The organism is Vibrio sp. SCSIO 43153, from assembly GCF_023716625.1.
Classification (GTDB): domain Bacteria; phylum Pseudomonadota; class Gammaproteobacteria; order Enterobacterales; family Vibrionaceae; genus Vibrio; species Vibrio rotiferianus.
Genome location: NZ_CP071855.1, coordinates 2,784,759 through 2,807,468, shown reverse-complemented (window position 1 = coordinate 2,807,468; position 22,710 = coordinate 2,784,759). Strand labels below are relative to the sequence as shown.

Below are 22,710 nucleotides of genomic sequence, written 5' to 3'. Positions count from 1 at the left end.
GTGAAGAAGTTATTACATCGTTTTGGTATTAGCTGTTTGTTAGCTGCGGGACTGGTTGGTTGCGCAGCTCACTCGCCTGCACCCGTCTCAAGCATAAGTAAAGATTACTCAACGGTAGAGCGCGGTAGTTATCGAGGTAGCTACTATGAAGTAAAGAAAGGCGATACCCTTTATTTTATAGCTTACGTCACAGACAAGGATGTAAAAGATCTGGTTCGTTACAATGAACTTGCTGCTCCTTACACGATCTTCCCGGGCCAGAAGTTAAAACTTTGGGCTCCGAAATATAATTCACCTAAATTTGGTCATAAAGTGGAACCCGTTGTTCCACCTGTGGTTGTAGCGACCCCAAGCCCAACCGTGACAAAAACAACACCAGCTAAGACATCAAATTCAAGTAAAAGCTCTAGTCAGAAGCCAACGAAAGTTACACAAAAACAACCTCCAAAGAAGGTTGAACAATCGAAATCAAAAGAGTATGTTGGTTCAAAAGGTAACCAAAATGTTAAGAAGCCAGCGCCTACAACTACAGCAAAAAATGACAAAGTGTCTAAGTGGTTGTGGCCTACAAAAGGGAGAGTAGTTAAGAATTTTTCAGCGGGCGAACAAGGAAATAAAGGCATCGACATCGCAGGACAGCGTGGTCAGCCTATCGTTTCAACCGCAACCGGCACAGTTGTGTATTCTGGTAATGCGCTAAGAGGTTATGGCAACTTAATAATAGTTAAACATAACGAAAATTATTTAAGTGCATACGCTCACAACGATAGATTGCTGGTTTCAGAAGGACAAAGTGTTAAAGCTGGACAAAAAATCGCGACGATGGGTAGTTCGGGTTCGAAATCGGTCAGACTTCACTTTGAAATTCGTTATCAAGGTAAGTCCGTTAATCCAAAACGGTATTTGCCTTAAAACTTTGAATAACAACTTGCGACATCATTTAGCGACATATTGAGTTGTCATGTCTTGCTAACTCGCCAGGGGGAGGCGTTATGAGTATCAGCAACACAGTAACCAAAGTTGAAGAGTTTGATTATGACGATGCAGCAGTAGGCCGCATTAATAACGAACTTGTAAAATCACCATCCAAAAAAGAGAAGAGCTCGCAAAGAGAGGAATTCGATGCGAGTAATAAGAGCTTAGATGCAACACAGCTTTATCTAGGTGAAATTGGCTTCTCACCTCTACTCACAGCAGAAGAAGAAGTACTTTATGCTCGACGTGCATTGCGTGGCGATGAAGCTGCTCGTAAACGTATGATCGAAAGTAACTTGCGTCTGGTAGTGAAGATCTCTCGCCGCTACAGCAATCGTGGTCTTGCACTTCTTGATCTCATCGAAGAAGGCAACCTAGGTTTGATCCGTGCGGTAGAGAAATTTGATCCAGAAAGAGGCTTCCGTTTCTCAACTTACGCAACGTGGTGGATCCGCCAAACGATCGAGCGTGCGTTGATGAACCAAACTCGTACCATCCGTCTGCCAATTCATGTGGTTAAAGAGCTGAACATTTATCTGCGTACCGCGCGTGAACTTTCTCAGAAGCTCGATCATGAACCAACAGCAGAAGAGATTGCTGCACAGCTAGATATCCCGGTAGAAGACGTAAGCAAAATGCTTCGCCTTAACGAGCGTATTAGTTCTGTTGATACACCAATTGGTGGTGACGGCGAGAAAGCGCTGCTGGATATTATTCCTGATGCCAACAATTCAGATCCTGAAGTTTCCACTCAGGACGACGACATTAAATCTTCATTGATCCATTGGTTAGAAGAGCTGAATCCAAAACAGAAAGAAGTGCTTGCACGTCGGTTTGGTCTGCTTGGCTATGAGCCATCAACACTTGAAGAAGTGGGACGTGAGATTGGTCTAACACGCGAACGTGTTCGTCAGATCCAAGTGGAAGGCTTACGTCGACTACGTGAGATCTTGATTAAACAAGGTCTGAACATGGAAAACTTGTTCAACGTAGAAGATGATTAGGTAGAAGCGCTGTAGAGGCGAGTTCAGAACAAACAAAAGGCTATGGGTGACCATAGCCTTTTTGCGTTTTACTGGATAAGTTTAGGAACTAGAGCATCTTCTTCAAGCGGTAAAGCTCTTCCAGTGCCTGGCGAGGCGTTAGATCGTCAGGATCAATATTCGACAATGCTTGTTCAACATCACTTGGTTCTGGGATCAAGCTGAGTTGGTTTGCCACATCGACCGTACTAGGGCGAGGCGAATCATTGCCTTGACCTAATTGTTCAAGTTGCGACAGCTTGTTACGCGCATTCTTAATCACTGGCTTTGGAACACCAGCTAAACCAGCAACTGCTAGACCATAAGACTTGCTTGCCGCGCCTTCTTGAACTGCGTGCATAAAGGCGATGCTGTCACCGTGTTCTACCGCATCAAGGTGAACGTTGGCTAGGTTTGGCAGTAGGTTTGGTAGCTCAGTCAATTCGAAGTAGTGAGTCGCGAAAAGTGTCATTGCCCCAATCTGAGTTGCAAGCCATTCAGCACTTGCCCATGCCAAAGAAAGACCATCGTAAGTACTGGTACCGCGACCGATCTCATCCATTAGTACCAAGCTGTTCTTAGTTGCGTTGTGAAGAATGTTGGCTGTTTCGGTCATTTCAACCATGAAAGTTGAACGGCCAGAGGCCAAATCATCAGACGCACCGATACGAGTAAAGATACGATCCAAAGAGCCAATATGAGCCGATTCTGCAGGTACGTATGAACCAATGTGAGCCATCAAAGCAATCAATGCAGTTTGGCGCATATAGGTCGATTTACCACCCATGTTTGGACCAGTAATGATCAGCATTTTACGGTTTGAACTTAGCTCAATAGGGTTGGCAATAAACGGCTCGCTGGTTACTTGCTCTACGACAGGGTGACGACCGGCTTGAATGCTGATGCCCGCTTCTTTATCCAAAGTTGGGCGACAGTAATCAAGTGAATCTGCACGCTCGGCTAGGTTTTGTAGTACGTCTAACTGAGAAATTGCCGAAGCAAGGTTTTGCATCTTCTCAAGGTTTGGCATTAACAAATCAAACAGCTCTTCCCACAGCTTTTTCTCTACTGCTAGCGCTTTTGACTTAGAGTTCAGAACCTTGTCTTCGTGCTCTTTCAACTCAGGAATGATGTAGCGTTCTGCATTTTTCAGCGTTTGGCGACGCACATAGTGTGGTGGAACCAAGTGGCTTTGACCACGACTTACCTGAATGAAGAAACCGTGTACAGCGTTGTAGCCAACTTTTAGGGTGTCGATACCATGACGTTCGCGTTCGTCAGCTTCGAGTTTTTCTAGATACTCGGTTGCGCCATCTGCGAGTTTACGCCATTCATCAAGCTCAGCGTTGTAGCCCTCTGCAATCACGCCACCTTCGCGAATAACCACTGGTGGATTTTCTTTGATTGCGCGCTCGAGTAAATCACATACCTCATCCATTGGTGCAGCAAACTGAGCCAGCTTTTTAAGGTATGGGTGAGCCAGAGAAGAAGTGACGGTTTCCAACTCTGGCAGTTGCTGCATTGCATGACGTAGACGAGCCATATCGCGCGGACGTGCCGAGCGAAGCGCCAAGCGAGCGAGGATACGTTCAATATCACCAATCTGTTTGAAGATTGGTTGAATGTCGGTGAACAAGCTCTGATCTTTGATCTCACCAATCGCATCAAGACGGTTGTTAAGAGTATCGACACAGCGCATTGGTTGATGCAACCAACGTTTTAGCATACGGCTGCCCATTGGAGTCGCACAGTGATCGAGTATTTCGGCTAACGTATTATCAGTTCCACCAGATAGGTTTTGCGTCAGCTCTAAGTTACGACGTGTTGCCGCATCAAGAATGACGGAGTGATCTTGGCGATCAAAGGTCAGTGAGCGAATGTGCGGTAGGGCAGTACGCTGAGTATCTTTTACGTATTGGATCAAACAACCCGCAGCACACAGACCGAGTGATGCGTGCTCAACACCAAAGCCTACCAAGTCGCGCGTACCAAATTGTTGGTTCAACTGTTGTTTAGCGGTATCTAGCTCGAACTCCCAGACCGGGCGACGACGGTTACCGTTACGGTTCGACATCAAATGTACGGGTTCAAAATCTTCTGGGAAGAGTAACTCACGAGGTGCGGTACGTTGCAGCTCAGCGGCCATCGCTTCTTCGGTTTCCGGCTCGACTAGTTGGAAGCGACCCGAAGTTACATCCATTGTCGCGTAACCGAATTTACCGTTGTGATGGTAAATCGATGCAATCAGGTTATCGATACGCTCAGACAGCAGCGCTTCATCAGTCACAGTTCCTGGCGTAACAATGCGTACTACTTTACGCTCAACCGGGCCTTTACTTGTCGCTGGATCGCCAATCTGCTCACAGATCGCGACAGACTCACCAAGCTGAACAAGTTTAGCTAGATAACCTTCTACCGCATGGAATGGAACACCAGCCATCGGGATAGGTTCACCTGCCGATGCACCACGTTTGGTCAACGAAATATCAAGCAATTGAGATGCGCGTTTAGCATCGTCGTAGAAGAGTTCGTAGAAGTCGCCCATGCGGTAAAACAGCAAGATTTCTGGGTTCTCAGCCTTTAGCTTGAGATATTGCTGCATCATCGGAGTGTGTTTTTGTTCAGCTTTCACAGGTAAGTACTTTTGTTTATTTCCGTAGCGGCTTAGGATACGTGAATCCCTATCAAGTAAAAAGAGACAAAGGGCATTTTTGGCTATGGAAAGAGCAACAAAATTGAGTGCCGATCTCGGCGCATTATTGGCTAAGCATGGACATGTTTTAACCACCGCAGAATCATGCACGGGTGGCGGTTTTGCAACCGCTATTACCGACATTGCTGGTAGTTCAGCTTGGCTTGATCGCGCGTTCGTTACTTACAGTAATGAAGCTAAAATGGAGATGCTTGGCGTACAGGCTTCAACGTTAGAAGCGCACGGTGCAGTGAGTGAGCCTGTTGTGATTGAAATGGTGCAGGGCGCAATTAAAAACTCCAACGCAACCATCGGCGTATCCATCAGTGGTATCGCTGGTCCGGGAGGTGGGAGTGAAGAGAAACCTGTCGGAACGGTCTGCTTTGCTTTTGCTGATAATCAAAATTGGCAGCAAGTCGAAACCATGCATTTCACTGGTGACCGTGCAGAAGTTCGCAAAAAAGCGGTCGAGCATGCACTGACTCAATTGCATCAACATCTGATTTAGAATTTGTGAAATTGTCTTAGCCCAGCGTTGATAAGGGCTAGAGCAAATCACAGCTTTAGGTCAGCCAAATTTTTTTCATACAGGTATAGACACTGTATGAATCAACAGTATAATAACTTTCATTGCTGAGCAGTTCTTCTGCTTAAGAAAAATGAATTACTATTCGTCGCCCAAAGAAGATGAATAAATCGGAGAAAGTAATGGACGAGAACAAACAGAAAGCGCTCGCCGCTGCGCTAGGTCAAATTGAAAAGCAATTCGGTAAAGGCTCTATCATGCGCCTTGGTGATAACCGCGCAATGGACGTAGAAACCATCTCAACGGGTTCTCTTTCTCTTGATATCGCTTTGGGTGCTGGTGGTCTACCAATGGGTCGTATCGTAGAAATCTACGGTCCAGAATCTTCAGGTAAAACAACACTAACTCTTGAGCTTATCGCAGCTGCACAACGTGAAGGTAAAACTTGTGCGTTTATCGATGCAGAGCACGCTCTAGATCCTGTATACGCGAAGAAACTTGGCGTTGATATCGATGCACTGTTGGTTTCTCAGCCAGACACAGGTGAGCAAGCGCTAGAGATCTGTGACGCACTTGCACGTTCTGGTGCTATCGACGTTATGGTTGTCGACTCAGTTGCGGCTCTAACACCAAAAGCAGAAATCGAAGGCGAGATGGGCGACAGCCATATGGGTCTTCAAGCACGTATGCTTTCTCAAGCGATGCGTAAGCTAACGGGTAACCTAAAGCAATCTAACTGTATGTGTATCTTCATCAACCAAATCCGTATGAAGATTGGTGTAATGTTTGGTAACCCAGAAACAACAACGGGTGGTAACGCACTTAAGTTCTACGCTTCTGTTCGCCTAGATATTCGTCGTACTGGCGCAATCAAAGAAGGTGACGAAGTAGTAGGTAACGAAACGCGCATCAAAGTTGTTAAGAACAAGATTGCTGCACCGTTTAAAGAAGCAAACACGCAAATCATGTACGGCCAAGGTTTCAACCGTGAAGGTGAACTGATTGACCTAGGCGTGAAGCACAAGCTAGTTGAAAAAGCGGGTGCATGGTACAGCTACCAAGGCGACAAGATTGGCCAAGGTAAAGCAAACGCTTGTAACTACCTACGCGAAAACCCAGAAATCGGTAAGACTATCGATACTAAACTGCGTGAAATGCTACTTTCACCAGCATTACCTGAAGCACCAGAAGCCGGTGAAAAATCAGAGCAAGAAGAAGAGTTTTAATCTTCTGATTGAATCATGTTGAACAAAGCCCTGCTATGCGGGGCTTTGTTGTATCTGCTGAAATCAAAACCGAAAACACAAGGGCAGGCTCATATCAATTAGGGTAGGTCAGCGTTCAGAACTAGCGCCTATGTAAGCTAGAGTGAGTGGTTATTTACTACGATTGTTATAGAGCCTGTACAGCAAAAATAGTTTTAGGAACACTATGTACCAAAAGCGTCAAGCGCCGACCCTATCCAGCAAAGAAGCGGCTATTCAATTATTGAGCCGTCGAGACCATGGGCAATACGAGCTATACCAAAAGCTGGCTCTAAAAGGTTATGAAGAGGCAGAGATAGAAGCGGCAATCAATTTTTGTCTCGACCATAACTATTTGGATGACCTGCGTTATGCCAAAAGCCAAGTGCGCCAGCATGTTTACAAAGGTCACGGTGAGCGCCGCATTCGTCAAGAATTGAACCAAAAGCGTGTCGCAGAATCCATCATTGATATGGCGATGGCAGAAGAGCCACAAGACTGGTTTGAACTGGCAAGAATGGCTGCTGAGAAGAAATTCAAAGGAATTAAAGCCAAAGACCAGAAAGAGTACGCTAAACAGGTGCGATTTCTGCAATATCGTGGCTACAGTTTTGACCAAATCAGCTACGCGCTGAGCTTCGAGGACGAAGATTCATAGTGAATGGCTCACGTTGATTTTTGTTTTACCTTAAATTTTTTCTTCTACCCCCTCTTTTCCGCAAGAAAACTAGTCGTAGCTGATTGCATGATCTACAATACGGCAAAATTCTAACTCGACTATTTTCAGGAAGAGCTGCATGTACATGAGCACTGATGAGGTTCGTAACGCGTTCCTCAAGTTCTTTGAGAGCAAAGGACACCAAATCGTAGAAAGTTCATCGTTAGTTCCACATAACGACCCAACCCTGCTGTTCACAAACGCGGGTATGAACCAATTTAAAGATTGTTTCTTAGGCTTAGAAAAACGAGCCTACACTCGAGCGACTACGGCTCAACGTTGTGTACGTGCTGGTGGTAAACACAACGACCTGGAAAACGTTGGCTTTACAGCTCGTCACCACACTTTCTTTGAAATGCTAGGCAACTTCAGCTTTGGCGATTACTTCAAAGAAGACGCGATTGCTTTCGCATGGGAATTTCTAACTGAAACTCTTAAGCTGCCAGCAGACCGTCTACTAGTAACGGTTTACGAGACAGATGACGAAGCATTCGATATCTGGAACAAAAAAGTAGGCGTTCCAGCAGACCGCATTATCCGCATCGGCGACAAGAAAGGTGGTAAACCATACGAGTCAGATAACTTCTGGCAAATGGGTGACACTGGCCCTTGTGGTCCATGTACTGAAATTTTCTACGATCACGGTGAGCACATCTGGGGTGGCCGTCCTGGCACGCCTGAAGAAGATGGTGACCGTTTCATCGAGATCTGGAACAACGTATTCATGCAGTTCAACCGTCACGCAGACGGCACTATGGAACCGCTACCAAAACCATCGGTAGATACAGGTATGGGTATCGAGCGTATCTCTGCAATCATGCAAGGCGTTCACTCAAACTACGAAATCGATGTATTCCAAGCTCTAATCAAAGCAGCCGCTGAAGTTATCGGTTACGAAGACCTATCGAACCAATCGCTACGCGTTATCGCCGACCACATCCGTTCATGTTCATTCCTGATCGTTGATGGCGTAATGCCTTCAAACGAAGGTCGTGGTTACGTGCTACGTCGTATTATCCGTCGTGCAGTTCGTCACGGTAACAAGCTAGGCGCACAAGGTGCATTCTTCCACAAGTTGGTTGGTGTACTAGCAGACATCATGGGTACGGCTGGTGAAGAGCTAAAGCGTCAACAAGCTGTGGTTGAAAAAGTATTGCGTATCGAAGAAGAAAACTTCGGTCGTACACTTGAGCGTGGTATGGCGATCCTAAACGAAGCGCTAGATAACCTAGACGGTAAAGTGCTAGACGGCGAAACCGTATTCAAACTTTACGACACTTACGGCTTCCCAGCTGACTTAACTAACGACGTTGCACGTGAGCGTGAGTTCGCTATCGACGAAGAAGGTTTCGAGAAAGCGATGGAAGAGCAGCGTCAACGTGCACGTGAAGCAGGTAACTTCGGTACTGATTACAACGCAGCAATCAAAGTGGATACTCAAACAGAATTCTGTGGTTACACAGGCACTAAAGGCTCTAGCTCAGTTGCTGCGATGTTTGTTGAGGGTAACGAAGTAGATTCATTATCTGCAGGCGACAAAGCAATCATCGTACTTGGTGAGACACCATTCTACGCTGAGTCAGGCGGTCAATGTGGTGACGCTGGTGAAATCCACACTGAGTCTGGTGTATTCCGTGTTGAAGACACTCAGAAACTAGGCAACGCAATCGCACACCACGGTGTAATGGCCGAAGGCGTTCTAGCGAAAGGTGACGAAGTAGCAACTATCGTTGACGCCGAGCGTCGTGCAGCTATCTCTCTAAACCACTCAGCGACGCACTTGCTGCATGCTGCGCTACGCCAACTTCTTGGTGAGCACGTAACGCAGAAAGGTTCACTAGTGAAACCAGATAGCCTACGTTTCGACTTTTCTCACCTAGAAGCGGTAACGGCTGCAGAGCTGAAAGAAGTTGAGCGTCTAGTGAACGCGCAAATTCGCCGTAACCACAAGGTTGAAACCAACGTGATGGACATTGAGTCTGCGAAGAAGAAAGGCGCAATGGCATTGTTTGGTGAGAAGTACGATGACGAAGTACGCGTGCTGTCTATGGGCGATTTCTCGACAGAGCTTTGTGGTGGTATCCACGCTTCAAGCACTGGTGACATCGGTCTATTCAAGATCACATCTGAAGGTGGTATCGCAGCAGGTATCCGCCGTATCGAAGCGGTAACGGGTGAAGGTGCGCTAGACGCAATCGAAGCTCAAGCGGCTAAGTATGAAGAGAAACTGGCAGAATCAGCACAGAAAGCGAAATCTCTAGAGAAAGAAATCCAAAAACTGAAAGACAAGATGGCAGCAGCAGAAAGCGCGAACATCATGGGTAAAGTACAGGATATCAACGGTACTAAAGTACTGATTGCAGCTCTAGAAGGCGCAGATAACAAGAACCTACGTACTATGGTTGATGACATCAAAAACCAAGTAGGTAGCGGCGTTATCCTTCTTGCAAACGTGAACGATGACAAGATCGGTCTGATTGCAGGTGTAACCAAAGACCTTATCGGCAAAGTGAAAGCTGGTGACCTAGTGAAGATGGTTGCTGAGCAAGTTGGCGGTAAAGGCGGTGGTCGCCCAGATATGGCTCAAGCTGGTGGTACCGATGTTGCGGCACTACCTGCGGCGATTCAGTCTGTACAGCCTTGGCTAGAAGAACGCCTATAATTATTTAAAATACAATTTACGCTCAATCAATGTTCTTTGATTGGGCGTAATTTTTTTATGGTAACCAAGTGGTTTAATTGACCGTATTTTAACCAGGTCATTTACGCTGCTTGGTTTTTGTTGTAACTACCGCTTATATAATTTTCAACTAGTAGAATATGAGTGGTCCGAATGAGACTTTGGTCTTGGGAAGGTGAAGACTGGTGAAAAAGCCCCTTATCGTGCAAAAGTTTGGCGGAACCTCAGTGGGTTCAATTGAAAGAATCCACCAGGTAGCTGAACACATCATTAAGGCGAAAAATGATGGTAATCAAGTTGTCGTTGTTGTGTCTGCGATGTCAGGCGAAACAAACCGACTAATGGATCTCGCTAAGCAAGTAGATAGCGTTCCAACGGCTCGAGAACTTGATGTTTTGCTCTCTGCTGGTGAGCAAGTGTCGATGGCACTATTGGCAATGACTCTCAATAAATTGGGTTATGCTGCTCGCTCACTTACCGGAGCACAAGCGAACATTGTGACGGATAATCAACACAATGACGCGACGATTAAACACATTGATACTTCTACGATTATGGATTTGCTTCAACAAGACCAAATCGTTATCGTGGCAGGCTTCCAAGGTGTGAATGAAAATGGGGATATCACCACATTAGGTCGAGGTGGCTCAGATACGAGCGCAGTGACATTAGCTGGCGCATTAAGCGCTGATGAGTGTCAAATCTTTACCGACGTTGATGGTATTTATACTTGTGATCCACGTGTAGTAAAAAACGCTCAAAAAATGGCGGTGATTGATTTCCCTTCGATGGAAGCAATGGCCAGCCGTGGAGCGAAAGTGTTGCATCTCCCTTCTGTGCAGTTTGCATGGAAGAATAATGTGCCACTGCGTGTGCTTTCGACATTTGATGTGAACGAAGGCAGTTTGGTAAAAGGAGAGTCAGGCTTAAAAGCCGTCTCTGGTATAGCCATTCAACGTGACCTTGCCATGATTGAAGTCGATAACGAACATTTGTCTAGCATTACAAAGCAATGTCAGATGTTAGGTATAGACATTTGGAATGTGATCGAGGAAGCAGAACGAACAGGTATCATGATAAAACAAGATGCATGTGCCAAGTTGGATCTGGTGTTCCGCGATAAAATCCGTAATAGTGAACTTGTAAGCCTGTTGACCGCTGTGGGGCTAGAAGCCAATGGAATGGTTGACCATGCCTGTGAATTGTTGGCACAGCAAGATATTACGACCAACTTCTGCTCAACGAATGCACTCACTATGATGCTAGTCTTACCACCTGAATGTGTGGATGCAGCAGCAAATATTCTTCATGATGCTTACGTTACATCTAGTGAAGCATTGAACATTCAGCAAAAACATGCCTTTTTGGGCTAATTTTCGGTAACAAGGTAGTTTACGAAAATATAACTTTTGTTGGATAATAGCTTTGTAGCAAGAAAATTTAGAGATTACTCAAGGAGCAAAGAATGCTAATTTTGACTCGCCGCGTAGGCGAAACACTGATGATTGGTGATGAAGTAACTGTAACTGTACTAGGTGTTAAAGGTAACCAAGTACGTATCGGCGTTAACGCTCCGAAAGAGGTTTCTGTTCACCGTGAAGAAATCTACATGCGCATTCAAGCTGAAAAAGGCAATGGCAACGTTGCTTCAGGTAACTACTAAGCCGCTCCTGTTTACAGAGCTTAGTTTGAATGAAAAAGGCTAGCCGATAGGCTAGCCTTTTTAGTTTCTAATAAATGTCATTTTTTAAGAGAAGACTCTCTTTTTTTCATCATAATAGGGTGGTAAAGTTTGTTTAATAATCACTTTGATTAAATCCGCATCGGTTAAGCGATTTTTGCGTTTTTTTTCAAAGAAAGTGTTTGACATATTTTCGGTAAAACGTAATATGTGCCTCCGCAAGACGGTGAGGTGGCCGAGAGGCTGAAGGCGCTCCCCTGCTAAGGGAGTATACGGTTTATCCCGTATCGAGGGTTCGAATCCCTCCTTCACCGCCATTCTTGCAACGTTGATTTATCAACAAAAAGTGCGTCCTTAGCTCAGCTGGATAGAGTACCTGGCTACGAACCAGGCGGTCGGAGGTTCGAATCCTCCAGGACGCGCCATATCTCTTTTGAGATATAACAATGAAAACGGTGAGGTGGCCGAGAGGCTGAAGGCGCTCCCCTGCTAAGGGAGTATACGGTTTATCCCGTATCGAGGGTTCGAATCCCTCCTTCACCGCCATTCATTGACTGGCCCGATGGCCTTTTTTTTGTTTCGTAAGAAACTAGTGTGATTTGCTTCACAACTTCTTAGCAAGAAGAACTGCGCGTCCTTAGCTCAGCTGGATAGAGTACCTGGCTACGAACCAGGCGGTCGGAGGTTCGAATCCTCCAGGACGCGCCACTATTTAATAATTCGTTTGATAAACGGGTTATACAAAGTAAAATAAAGATTATTGCGCGTCCTTAGCTCAGCTGGATAGAGTACCTGGCTACGAACCAGGCGGTCGGAGGTTCGAATCCTCCAGGACGCGCCACTCTTTAGGGTTTCCTTAGTGAACTCCTGATATTGGTAATACCGATATCGAAAACTGCGCGTCCTTAGCTCAGCTGGATAGAGTACCTGGCTACGAACCAGGCGGTCGGAGGTTCGAATCCTCCAGGACGCGCCACTCTTTAGGGTTTCCTTAGTGAACTCCTGATATTGGTAATACCGATATCGAAAACTGCGCGTCCTTAGCTCAGCTGGATAGAGTACCTGGCTACGAACCAGGCGGTCGGAGGTTCGAATCCTCCAGGACGCGCCACTCTTTAGGGTTTCTTTGTGAACTCCTGATATTGGTAATACCGATATCGAAAACTGCGCGTCCTTAGCTCAGCTGGATAGAGTACCTGGCTACGAACCAGGCGGTCGGAGGTTCGAATCCTCCAGGACGCGCCACTCTTTAGGGTTTCTTTGTGAACTCCTGATATTGGTAATACCGATATCGAAAACTGCGCGTCCTTAGCTCAGCTGGATAGAGTACCTGGCTACGAACCAGGCGGTCGGAGGTTCGAATCCTCCAGGACGCGCCACTCTTTAGGGTTTCTTGGTGAACTCCTGATATTGATAATACCGATATCGAAAACCGTGCGTCCTTAGCTCAGCTGGATAGAGTACCTGGCTACGAACCAGGCGGTCGGAGGTTCGAATCCTCCAGGACGCGCCAATCTTTAAAAAAGCCTCGCTTAATGCGAGGCTTAATTATATGGTCCGCCCCACTCTCAAGCCCTTAAGCTTAGAGTAGGCTCTCAGAATGAGGTGAACCATATGTCTTCTATTCATATTTTAGGTATCGACCTAGGCAAGCACTGTTTCCACGCTATCGCTCATAACCGTTCAGGTGCAGAAGTATTACGTCGTAAGTTTAGTCGAAACCAACTCCAACGTTTCCTTTGTAAAATCGAACCAACAACCATTGCTTTCGAAGCTTGTGGCGGTGCTCATTGGCTTGCTCGCAAGAGTGGTGAATACGGTCATTAAGTTCGACTTATTCCTCCCCAGTACGTTAAGCCTTATGTCAAAGGCAACAAAAATGATTTCATAGATGCATCAGCAATCGCAGAAGCCGCTGGTCGACCAACAATGAGGTTTATCGCGGTAAAAAGTGAAGAAGCCCAAGTTATCGCAGCGATTCATCGTGTCAGAGATGGTTATATCAAGGAGAGAACGGCCGCCATGTCTCGAATTGGGGCTATCTTGCTTGAGTTCGGCCTAAGTTTTCCAAAGGGGCATGCAAAGATGAAGGCTCTCTTCCAATGGCTAGCAGAGCAAAAAGCGTCTTTACCAGAAAGCTTACTCGTTGAATTAGTGTCTATCCACGAGCATTACAAATACCTTAATGAACGAGTCAAAGTTCAAGACAGTAAGCTTCAAGCCGTTGTTAACAATAACGAAAGTGCACAATTGCTGAAAACTATCCCTGGCGTTGGCGACCTCACATCGACGTTGTGTGTTGCCGATGTAAGTTCCCCAAGTAACTTCACCAATGGTCGGGAAATGGCTGCATGGTTAGGGCTTGTGCCGAGACAGTTCTCTACGGGAGGAAAGACCAAGCTACTTGGCATGAGTAAACGAGGCAATAAACATCTCAGAACTCTGTTTATCCATGGAGCAAGAGCAGTTCTCTCAAGGCTAGAAACGACAGGGAAAGTGTTTGGAGAGTGGCTCATCAAGCTCCGGGCGACGAAGCCATTTAATGTTGTGGTCGTAGCACTTGCCAACAAGCTAGCAAGAATAGCTTGGGCGGTGTTATACCACCGCCAAGCTTTTAAGGCTGTATAGCTATAACCAAGTTTGCAACGCCAATGAACGTGATGACAAAAACGGTCAATCGACCAGATTAAGAACCTGACACAAAAAATAGCGTTAAACGCTTTGGGCTTTTTAAGGATAATCTGGCGCAGATATCATCGTGGAGCTGGGAAGCTAGTGCTCCCAACAAGGACTCCGAATACATTAGCGCAAACCAACTCCGTTATGACTTAATTGTAGTTGCAATAACGGGGCGGACCATACATTTTTGTATCTGGTGTTTGGTTATGAAATGGCGCGTCCTTCGCTTATTCACAGCCATCTCTCGCGCCAAATCCTATCTTCAGTTTATGATTCTTGTTTCATTGAGCTTCTATATTGTTTCGCTTAAATAGTCACCTTGGAGCTTCTACTTAAGCGATCTTCAGCTTGGCGAGCATGCAAAGGCAGATAAACCTAACCAAACATTGATGAAATACTTGTGTTTCGTTATTGTTAACGTGGTGTTTTTGTTGTGTTAATTTGAGCTATCTTTCTGTTTTTATTTTACTTTCTTCCTTAAGGCTCTTTTCATTTTTAAATCCTAATCGCAGTTTTTACAAACACTTTAATTTAGTGTGGTTATATGTTGAGCGATCCCACAAGCGAAGTGAATTTTCGTGCAATTTGTGATCTGAGTAGTGAATAAATAATCAATATTAGAGATTATTTAAAAGCTTTCTTAAACAAAATTGACAAAATTTAACCAATCGAGATAATCCATTGGTCGGGATTTGACGCTATTACAGTCCTGCGCATTGTCAGGATGACAAAGAAAGGAAGCAACATGACGAATATAGGAAGCCTGCTAGTAGATGCGGCCACCCTGATGTTAACAGGGATGGCGGTCGTATTTATTTTCCTCACCATTCTAGTTTATCTCGTTCGGCTGATGTCCAAATTGGTACCAGAAGAAGTACCAGCGCCGATCGCAGCACCGAAAACAAATACTAACGTTCAATCAACCTCTTCAGCTGTTAGTCCACACGTAGTGGCAGCGATTTCGGCTGCGATTCATAAACATCGCGCCTCTGTCGCGAAGTAGCCGAAAATAGGATTAAAAAGGAGTTTAAGAGCATGTCTAAACCACTAGCTATCACTGATGTGGTCCTTCGTGACGCCCATCAATCCCTGTTTGCTACGCGTATGCGTATCGAAGATATGCTGCCTATTGCAGCTGAGTTAGATAAGGTTGGTTACTGGTCATTAGAGACCTGGGGTGGCGCAACGTTTGACTCGTGTATCCGCTTTTTGGGAGAAGACCCATGGGAGCGCTTACGCGAACTAAAAAAAGCGATGCCAAATACACCAATGCAAATGTTACTACGTGGTCAAAACCTTTTAGGATACCGCCATTACGCTGACGATGTAGTAGAGAAGTTTGTTGAACGTGCTCACGCCAATGGTATGGATGTGTTCCGTATTTTTGATGCAATGAACGATGTTCGAAATTTCCAAAAAGCAGTAAAAGCTACGGTGGATGTTGGTGCTCATGCGCAAGGAACCTTGTCTTACACCACCAGTCCGGTACATAACGCGGATACTTGGGTCGATCTTGCTAAACGTCTTGAAGACTTAGGTTGTCACTCTCTATGTATCAAAGATATGTCTGGCTTACTTAAGCCGTACGAAGCAGAAGAGCTGATCACGCGCATCAAAGCGTCTTGTGACGTGCCTTTAGCGCTTCACTGCCATGCAACTACGGGTCTTTCTACGGCGACTGCTGTGAAAGCTGTAGAAGCGGGTATCGATATCCTTGATACTGCGATCTCTTCAATGAGCTGCACATACGGCCACACGCCAACTGAGACTGTGGTTGCGATGCTGCAAGGTACAGAGCGTGATACTAATCTTAAACTGGACCAAATTGAGCCTATTGCTGCTTACTTCCGTGAAGTACGTAAGAAATACGCTAAGTGGGAAGGTCAGCTAAAAGGCGTGGATTCGCGCATCCTGATCGCTCAGGTTCCTGGAGGCATGCTGACGAATATGGAAGGTCAGCTAAAAGAGCAAGGCGCTGCGGATCGTATTGATGAAGTACTGGAAGAGATCCCTCGTGTACGTGAAGACCTTGGCTTCATTCCGTTGGTGACACCGACGTCTCAGATTGTTGGTACTCAAGCGGTGATCAACGTGCTGACAGGTGAGCGCTATAAGAGCATCACCAAAGAAACCGCTGGTGTTCTAAAAGGTGAATACGGCTCTGCGCCTGCGCCAGTGAATGCTGAGCTTCAAGCAAAAGTGCTTGATGGCAAAGAAGCGATCACCTGTCGTCCTGCAGACTTGCTTGAGTCAGAAATGGAAACCCTAACGGTTGATTTGATGGAGAAAGCGCAGTCTGAAGGTATTAAGCTAGCGAGTGAGCGTGTTGATGACGTACTGACTTACGCGCTATTCCCTCAAGTCGGTCTGAAATTCCTGAAAAACCGCGGTAACCCAGACGCGTTTGAGCCGGCACCAACGTTAGAAGCGGCGAAACCTGTCGCTGCACCTGTAGTACAAGCATCAGCTGGTGGTGTTGAAACCTACAGCGTGCGAGTTGATGGGCAAGTTTATGAGGTCGAAGTTGGTCCTCAGGGGCAATTAACATCGGTAACGCCGAGTGGGGCAGCTGCACCTGTTCAACCTGCAGCGCCAAGCGCTCCTGTTAACAGTGCCGCTGAAGCGGTTCCTGCACCTCTTGCAGGTAACATCTTTAAAGTTAACGTTCAACCAGGCGCTGAAGTCGCTGAAGGTGATGTTCTTTTGATCCTAGAAGCGATGAAGATGGAAACCGAAGTTCGTGCAGCGCGTGGCGGTATTGTGCAAGAGCTTAACGTGAAAGAAGGTGATGCCGTTACCGTTGGTTCACCATTGCTGAGTTTGACGTAAGGGAGCATCATGGACGGATTGATGACCCTATGGTCAGAAACAGGGATCGCTAACTTTGAGTTCGGCCAAATCTGTATGATGTTGGTTGGTTGTACCTTGCTGTTTTTGGCGATCAAAAAAGGCTTTGAGCCCTTACTGTTATTACCAATTGGTTTTGGTGCCATCTTGGCAAACATTCCAAATGCTGGTTTTACTGAGCCAGGCGGTTTGCTGTACTACGTTTACTACATTGGGATCGAATCGGGCGTGTTCCCGCTGCTGATCTTCATGGGCGTAGGTGCGATGACCGATTTTGGTGCTTTGATTGCGAACCCGAAAACCTTGTGGTTAGGCGCTGCTGCGCAGTTTGGTATTTTCGCGACGTTATTTGGTGCGATATTGCTTAACTATGTTCCGGGTATGGAGTTCTCCATGGCGGATGCATCGTCTATCGCGATCATCGGTGGTGCGGATGGGCCAACTGCTATCTTCTTGGCGAGTAAGCTCTCTCCGGATTTACTTGGTGCGATTGCAGTTGCCGCATACAGTTACATGGCATTGGTTCCAATTATCCAGCCACCAATCATGAAAGCTCTAACCACCAAAGAAGAACGTCAAATCAAGATGGCTCAACTTCGTCATGTTGGTAAGTGGGAGAAAGTACTCTTCCCACTTGCGGTATTACTGATGACGATTCTGTTCCTACCTTCGGCGACACCTCTGGTTGGTATGTTCTGTTTGGGTAACTTGATGCGTGAAGCTGGTGTGGTGGATCGCTTGTCGAAAACTGCTCAAAACGAACTGATCAACATTGTGACCATCTTCTTAGGTCTTGGTGTTGGTTCCAAGCTACAAGCTGAGCAGTTCTTGAATCTAGAAACGCTAGGTATTTTAGGGCTCGGTGCAGTAGCATTCAGCATCGGTACTGGTGCAGGTGTTCTAATGGCGAAGCTCCTAAACAAATTCTCGAAAGAGGACATCAACCCACTTATTGGCGCAGCAGGTGTTTCTGCTGTACCAATGGCGGCGCGTGTTGTGAATAAGGTTGGTTTAGAAGCGAATCCACAAAACTTCCTATTGATGCACGCAATGGGACCAAATGTAGCCGGTGTCCTTGGTTCAGCAGTGGCGGCGGGTATCTTGCTCGCGCTCGTGGGCTAGGTAGGTCTTTAAATAACGTGGTTGATAATCTGTGACAGAGAATTATCAACCAATTTACAAATTGGCGATTAACTTCGGCAAACAAAATGGTTTATAGTCAAAGGGATGCTTTTTGCATCCCTTTTTGTTTTCTCTCAGGGAATGGGTTATGGAACACGAACAGATAGTTATTACCGAATTCGGCGACGCAGAAGTCCTTGCGACTCAAACCACATCCACACCAACTCCTCAGGCGGGTGAAGTCCTCGTTAAAGTGGCCTATTCTGGTGTCAATCCTATTGATGTCAAAACACGCGCAGGGCTTGGCTGGGCGGCCGATCAGAACAAAGATAACTTACCTTGGGTGCCTGGCTATGATATCTCTGGCAAAGTGGTGTCATGCGGAGAAGGGGCGTCACGCTTTACTGAAGGGGATGAGGTCGCTGGGTTTATTGGTTTTCCAGTCCGCGGTGGCGCTTATAGCCAATACGTTTGTGTTCCTGAGTCTGAACTTAGCCATGTGCCAAATACGGTTACGTTGGAAGCAGCAGCCGTGCTCCCGTTGGCTGGACAAACTGCCGCTCAAGCGCTGAGTAAGGCAAATGTCACTGAAGGTGATCGCGTGCTGATTTTAGCGGGGGCAGGTGGCGTTGGGCATCTAGCGGTACAAATAGCAGTGGCGACGAAGGCGGAAGTGTTTACTACATGTAGTGGACGAAATTTAGACTACCTCGCTACACTCGGCGCACATGCAGTGAACTATCAATTTGCCCCAGTGTCAGAACGTGTTGAAGATGTCGATGTTTTGATTGATCTCGTCGGTGGCGATGCAGCCTTGGATGCCCTCAAATGCCTGACGGATAATGCTCGAGTGATCACCGTTCCTACTATTACTGCAGAGTTGATTTGTGAAAAAGCCAAGCTACTAGGTTTCGAAGCGAGTGGTATGTTGGTGAAACCCGATCGCGAGCAACTTGATACCTTGCTCTACATGGTTGGGGTTGGGTTGTTGAAAACCGAAGTACAACACGTCTATCCGATGAATGAGGTTGTTGAAGCTCACAAACAAGTTGAGTCGGGAAGGACTCGAGGCAAGATCTTGCTTGATATGACATGTTAGAGGCATTTAATGCTGCCTTTGAAAACTTAGCATTATGGTTTTCTGACTCCGCATTATGGGTGCTATTCATGACGGGGTTTCTCAGTGCTACCTTATTACCGGGTGGCTCTGAAGCTGGATTGATTGCGACCTTATCGTTAAACCAGTACTCAGTTTCTTCCATCATTATTGTTGCTACCATTGGTAATACCCTTGGCGGTCTCACCAACTATTGGTTGGGGTTGTGGATTCCAAATAAAACCCAAGATGAGAAACACGGTCATACCGCATTGAAGTGGTTATCCAAATATGGGTATTGGGGATTGTTTTTCAGCTGGTTGCCAGTGATTGGTGATCCGCTATGTTTAGCGGCAGGATGGTTAAGGATGAAATTTCTGCCTTGCTTAGTTCTTATATTTTTAGGCAAAGCCGCAAGGTACAGCTTGTTGGCCGCCATCTATCTCGGTTTATTTTAAGGAAAGCGCATGAGAATGTTTTGGGTAAGTGCGTGTTCACTGCTAGTGATCACGGGCTGTGCATCAAATCCCCCTGTTTCATCATTGCCTGATGGGGTGACGTTTGTTGAGTCATCGAAAGCGGAAGAAGGCAAAGTTAAAATACCATACCAGAAGTATCAACTTGATAATGGCCTGACGGTGATTCTGGCACCTGAAGATTCCGATCCATTGGTGCACATAGATGTGACTTACCATGTTGGTTCGGCACGTGAAGAAATTGGTAAATCAGGTTTTGCACACTTCTTTGAGCACATGATGTTCCAAGGCTCTGAGAACGTGGGTGACCAACAGCACTTCAAGATCATCACAGAAGCGGGGGGCACACTTAATGGCACCACGAACCGTGATCGTACTAATTATTTCGAAACCGTTCCGGCTAATCAGCTAGAAAAAATGCTGTGGTTAGAGTCGGATCGTATGGGCTTTTTGTTGGATGCGGTATCACAGCAGAAATTTGAGATTCAGCGTTCTACAGTGAAAAACGAACGCGCCCAGAATTACGATAATCGTCCTTATGGCTTGATTTGGGAGCGCATGGCAGAAGCGCTGTACCCAGAAGGTCACCCTTATTCATGGCAAACTATCGGCTATGTTGAAGATCTCGATCGTGTTGATGTGAATGATCTGAAAGCGTTCTTCCTTCGTTGGTATGGTCCAAACAATGCAGTATTGACCATTGGTGGTGATATCAATGTAGAACAAACACTGGAGTGGGTGAACAAATACTTCGGTTCGATCCCTAGAGGTCTAGAAGTTGAAAACGCACCGAAGCAGCCGGCTAAGCTAGCAGAAAGTAAGTTCATTACCTTAGAAGATCGTATTCAACAACCAATGGTAATGGTTGCATGGCCGACCACTTACAGCGGCGAAGCCAACCAAGCATCACTTGATACACTATCAAGCGTAATTGGTAGTGGTACTAACAGTGTGCTTTATCAAGACTTAGTTAAAACCCAGAAAGCAGTCGATGCAGGCTCGTTCCATGACTGTGCTGAGCTGTCGTGTAACTTCTATGTCTACGCGATGGGAGATTCTGGTGATAAAGGCGACCTCACCAAGCTTTACGATGAGCTTATGGCGTCGCTGGATAAATTTGCCAAAGATGGGGTAACCAAAGACCGTCTTGAGCAACTTAAAGGAAAAACTGAAGCAGACGCGATTTTTGCTCTAGAAAGTGTCAAAGGTAAAGTAACGCAACTGGCGTCGAATCAAACATTCTTTGGTAAACCGGATCTGATTGAACAGCAGCTGAAACAGTTACGTGCGGTGACGCCTGAATCCGTAGAGAAAGCATACAGTGATTTCATTCAAGGTAAGAACAAGGTAACGCTGAGCGTTGTGCCACGTGGTAAGACCGAACTTGCGGTAAAACCTGCGACGTTTGTGACACCAAAGCGCACTTTGCCAGAATATGAAAAGATCACAGAAGACCAATTGGCTTACCGACGAGCAACGGATAACTTCGATCGTTCAGTTCAGCCACCAGTTGGTAACCCTGTAGAAGCGACAATGCCGAAGCTATACGACATTCACTTCAAGAACGGTTCTGAGTTGCTTGGTACCGTAAGCAGTGAAACGCCGACGGTCACTATGCAGTTTAGCTTGCCTGCAGGTACGCGCTTTGTTCAGGAAGGTAAAGAAGGCTTGGCTCAGCTAACTGCGGCAATGTTACAAGAAGGCACGACTCAGCATTCAGCCGAAGAAATTCAAGCGGAATTAGACAAGCTTGGCAGTGTAATTTCTGTTGGGGCAACGGGTTATACCACGAACATCCGTGTTTCTGCTCTAGAAAGAAACCTTGCACCGACGTTGAAGATTGTCGAGGAGATGTTGTTATCGCCGGCATTCAAGCAAGTAGACTTTGAACGCGTTAAAGCTCAAGCGCTGGAAGGGTTAGTGTACGAGCATCAGAAGCCAAGCTGGATGGCTTCGCAAGCGAGCCGTCAAGTGTTGTATGGAGACTCTGTTTTTGCTCGTCCAAAAGATGGGACTAAAGCAGGGCTTCAAGCGTTGACCCTAGATGATGTACGTGACTTCTATACGAAACACTACACGCCACAAAGTGCGCAGATTGTAGCCGTTGGTGATATCAGCAAAGATGATGTCGAGAAACAACTTGCTTTCTGGTCTAACTGGGAGGACGAAGCTGCTCCCTTGTATGCACCACAAGCTATCGCACCATTAGGTTTACAAAAAGTACATTTAGTGGATAAGCCAGGCGCACCGCAAAGTGTCATCATGATGGTTCGTCAAGGAATGCCTTATGATGCAACAGGTGATTTCTACTTGGGTCAGCTAGCAAACTTTAACTTGTCTGGAAACTTTAATAGCCGTATCAACCAAAACCTTCGTGAAGACAAAGGTTACACCTATGGTGCCTATGGTTATTTCTCCGGTAATGTAGAAACAGGTTCTGTTGTATTTACTGCTCAAGTGCGTGCGGATTCGACTGTTGCGTCTATCATCGAGATGGAGAATGAGTTGAACGAGTTCTCACAATCGGGCATGACTGACGATGAATTGAAATTTATGCGCCAAGCAGTCGGTCAAAAAGATGCACTGAAATACGAGACGCCAACACAGAAAGGCAAACTCATCAGTGATATTTTGAAATACAACCTAGATAAAGATTACTTACAGCAACGCAACGCTATTGTTGAGACTGTCGATAAACAGACGCTCAACGCTCTAGCTGAAAAATGGTTCGACCCGAATGACTATCAGATAGTGGTTGTCGGGGATGCGAAATCCCTTCGCCCTCAACTAGAAAAGTTAGGGAAAGACGTGGAAGAGCTTGAAATCATTCGATAGAGTACACATTTAATAGCGGAGAGGAGACTCTCCGCTATTCGTTTCTAACTAGATAAATGACTTTTTGATGGGTTATTTATCTAGATGGATTATATATCAATAACTTAGCTTTCACTT

The 22,710-nt window shown here is 46.1% G+C and carries 15 protein-coding genes, 10 tRNA genes and 1 pseudogene; 25 read left to right on the top strand and 1 reads right to left on the bottom strand.

Translation table 11 applies throughout. The features are described from left to right. Complete coding sequence (gene nlpD / locus J4N37_RS13335) at window positions 1-912, top strand: murein hydrolase activator NlpD (RefSeq protein WP_252041158.1); 912 nt, start codon at window positions 1-3, stop codon at window positions 910-912. Window positions 913-992: 80 nt separating this feature from the next. Further along, window positions 993-1,979 carry an RNA polymerase sigma factor RpoS gene (rpoS, locus tag J4N37_RS13330; protein ID WP_010450244.1) on the top strand — a complete coding sequence of 329 codons (987 nt, stop codon included), beginning with the start codon at window positions 993-995 and terminating at the stop codon, window positions 1,977-1,979. An 88-nt stretch (window positions 1,980-2,067) separates the two neighbouring features. Here rpoS and mutS read toward each other — a convergent pair whose 3' ends face one another. Continuing rightward, window positions 2,068-4,629 carry a DNA mismatch repair protein MutS gene (gene mutS, locus J4N37_RS13325; RefSeq protein WP_252041157.1) on the bottom strand — a complete coding sequence of 854 codons (2,562 nt, stop codon included), beginning with the start codon at window positions 4,627-4,629 and terminating at the stop codon, window positions 2,068-2,070. Between the two features lie 85 nt (window positions 4,630-4,714). Here mutS and pncC point away from each other — a divergent pair, with 85 nt between their 5' ends. From pncC to J4N37_RS13210, 23 genes and pseudogenes are all read left to right on the top strand, one after another. Next, on the top strand, window positions 4,715-5,197 hold the full coding sequence (gene pncC / locus J4N37_RS13320) for a nicotinamide-nucleotide amidase (protein WP_252041155.1): 483 nt from the start codon (window positions 4,715-4,717) through the stop codon (window positions 5,195-5,197). A gap of 200 nt (window positions 5,198-5,397) precedes the next feature. Next, on the top strand, window positions 5,398-6,441 hold the full coding sequence (gene recA, locus J4N37_RS13315) for a recombinase RecA (protein ID WP_010450238.1): 1,044 nt from the start codon (window positions 5,398-5,400) through the stop codon (window positions 6,439-6,441). Window positions 6,442-6,646: 205 nt separating this feature from the next. Continuing rightward, entirely contained in the window at window positions 6,647-7,117 is a 471-nt protein-coding gene (gene recX, locus J4N37_RS13310; protein WP_010450236.1) for a recombination regulator RecX, read from the top strand. 139 nt (window positions 7,118-7,256) lie between these two features. After that, the gene (gene alaS / locus J4N37_RS13305; RefSeq protein ID WP_252041153.1) at window positions 7,257-9,839 is read left to right on the top strand and encodes an alanine--tRNA ligase; all 2,583 of its coding nucleotides are present in this window, start codon (window positions 7,257-7,259) and stop codon (window positions 9,837-9,839) included. Between the two features lie 203 nt (window positions 9,840-10,042). Beyond that, complete coding sequence (locus J4N37_RS13300; protein ID WP_010450234.1) at window positions 10,043-11,230, top strand: aspartate kinase; 1,188 nt, start codon at window positions 10,043-10,045, stop codon at window positions 11,228-11,230. A gap of 92 nt (window positions 11,231-11,322) precedes the next feature. Next, window positions 11,323-11,520: a carbon storage regulator CsrA gene (gene csrA, locus J4N37_RS13295; RefSeq protein ID WP_004415691.1), complete on the top strand. Its 198-nt coding sequence runs from the start codon at window positions 11,323-11,325 to the stop codon at window positions 11,518-11,520. A 243-nt stretch (window positions 11,521-11,763) separates the two neighbouring features. After that, a tRNA-Ser gene (locus J4N37_RS13290) sits at window positions 11,764-11,855 on the top strand. A 31-nt stretch (window positions 11,856-11,886) separates the two neighbouring features. Beyond that, a tRNA-Arg gene (locus J4N37_RS13285) sits at window positions 11,887-11,963 on the top strand. A gap of 29 nt (window positions 11,964-11,992) precedes the next feature. Next, window positions 11,993-12,084 (top strand) — tRNA-Ser (locus J4N37_RS13280). Between the two features lie 85 nt (window positions 12,085-12,169). Then, window positions 12,170-12,246: transfer RNA gene (locus tag J4N37_RS13275), tRNA-Arg, on the top strand. A 56-nt stretch (window positions 12,247-12,302) separates the two neighbouring features. Beyond that, window positions 12,303-12,379: transfer RNA gene (locus J4N37_RS13270), tRNA-Arg, on the top strand. A gap of 58 nt (window positions 12,380-12,437) precedes the next feature. Continuing rightward, window positions 12,438-12,514 (top strand) — tRNA-Arg (locus tag J4N37_RS13265). Window positions 12,515-12,572: 58 nt separating this feature from the next. Continuing rightward, a tRNA-Arg gene (locus J4N37_RS13260) sits at window positions 12,573-12,649 on the top strand. A 57-nt stretch (window positions 12,650-12,706) separates the two neighbouring features. Continuing rightward, window positions 12,707-12,783: transfer RNA gene (locus J4N37_RS13255), tRNA-Arg, on the top strand. Between the two features lie 57 nt (window positions 12,784-12,840). Further along, a tRNA-Arg gene (locus tag J4N37_RS13250) sits at window positions 12,841-12,917 on the top strand. Between the two features lie 57 nt (window positions 12,918-12,974). Further along, window positions 12,975-13,051, top strand: a tRNA-Arg gene (locus tag J4N37_RS13245). A 101-nt stretch (window positions 13,052-13,152) separates the two neighbouring features. Next, a pseudogene (locus J4N37_RS13240) lies at window positions 13,153-14,166 on the top strand (IS110 family RNA-guided transposase). Window positions 14,167-14,962: 796 nt separating this feature from the next. Continuing rightward, window positions 14,963-15,220 (top strand): oxaloacetate decarboxylase subunit gamma, encoded by a 258-nt coding sequence (locus tag J4N37_RS13235; RefSeq protein WP_010450226.1) that lies wholly within the window; start codon window positions 14,963-14,965, stop codon window positions 15,218-15,220. Between the two features lie 32 nt (window positions 15,221-15,252). Then, window positions 15,253-17,046, top strand: coding sequence for a sodium-extruding oxaloacetate decarboxylase subunit alpha (gene oadA / locus J4N37_RS13230; RefSeq protein ID WP_088880384.1), 1,794 nt, complete (start codon window positions 15,253-15,255; stop codon window positions 17,044-17,046). 9 nt (window positions 17,047-17,055) lie between these two features. Further along, window positions 17,056-18,186, top strand: coding sequence for a sodium ion-translocating decarboxylase subunit beta (locus tag J4N37_RS13225; RefSeq protein WP_010450222.1), 1,131 nt, complete (start codon window positions 17,056-17,058; stop codon window positions 18,184-18,186). Window positions 18,187-18,334: 148 nt separating this feature from the next. Continuing rightward, window positions 18,335-19,285 carry an NADP-dependent oxidoreductase gene (locus J4N37_RS13220; RefSeq protein WP_252041151.1) on the top strand — a complete coding sequence of 317 codons (951 nt, stop codon included), beginning with the start codon at window positions 18,335-18,337 and terminating at the stop codon, window positions 19,283-19,285. Then, entirely contained in the window at window positions 19,279-19,740 is a 462-nt protein-coding gene (locus J4N37_RS13215; RefSeq protein ID WP_010450219.1) for a YqaA family protein, read from the top strand. The genes J4N37_RS13220 and J4N37_RS13215 overlap by 7 nt, the downstream gene beginning before the upstream one ends. Window positions 19,741-19,749: 9 nt before the next feature. Then, window positions 19,750-22,593, top strand: coding sequence for a M16 family metallopeptidase (locus tag J4N37_RS13210; RefSeq protein WP_252041149.1), 2,844 nt, complete (start codon window positions 19,750-19,752; stop codon window positions 22,591-22,593). Window positions 22,594-22,710: the final 117 nt, after the last annotated feature.

Bases quoted from the DNA above. Each gene is read 5' to 3' on its own strand.
- J4N37_RS13220 (WP_252041151.1), top strand. From the start codon at position 18,335: ATGGAACACGAACAGATAGTTATTACCGAATTCGGCGACGCAGAAGTC.
- recX (WP_010450236.1), top strand. From the start codon at position 6,647: ATGTACCAAAAGCGTCAAGCGCCGACCCTATCCAGCAAAGAAGCGGCT.
- J4N37_RS13225 (WP_010450222.1), top strand. From the start codon at position 17,056: ATGGACGGATTGATGACCCTATGGTCAGAAACAGGGATCGCTAACTTT.
- J4N37_RS13210 (WP_252041149.1), top strand. From the start codon at position 19,750: ATGAGAATGTTTTGGGTAAGTGCGTGTTCACTGCTAGTGATCACGGGC.
- recA (WP_010450238.1), top strand. From the start codon at position 5,398: ATGGACGAGAACAAACAGAAAGCGCTCGCCGCTGCGCTAGGTCAAATT.
- oadA (WP_088880384.1), top strand. From the start codon at position 15,253: ATGTCTAAACCACTAGCTATCACTGATGTGGTCCTTCGTGACGCCCAT.
- J4N37_RS13215 (WP_010450219.1), top strand. From the start codon at position 19,279: ATGTTAGAGGCATTTAATGCTGCCTTTGAAAACTTAGCATTATGGTTT.
- pncC (WP_252041155.1), top strand. From the start codon at position 4,715: ATGGAAAGAGCAACAAAATTGAGTGCCGATCTCGGCGCATTATTGGCT.
- J4N37_RS13235 (WP_010450226.1), top strand. From the start codon at position 14,963: ATGACGAATATAGGAAGCCTGCTAGTAGATGCGGCCACCCTGATGTTA.
- alaS (WP_252041153.1), top strand. From the start codon at position 7,257: ATGTACATGAGCACTGATGAGGTTCGTAACGCGTTCCTCAAGTTCTTT.
- csrA (WP_004415691.1), top strand. From the start codon at position 11,323: ATGCTAATTTTGACTCGCCGCGTAGGCGAAACACTGATGATTGGTGAT.
- rpoS (WP_010450244.1), top strand. From the start codon at position 993: ATGAGTATCAGCAACACAGTAACCAAAGTTGAAGAGTTTGATTATGAC.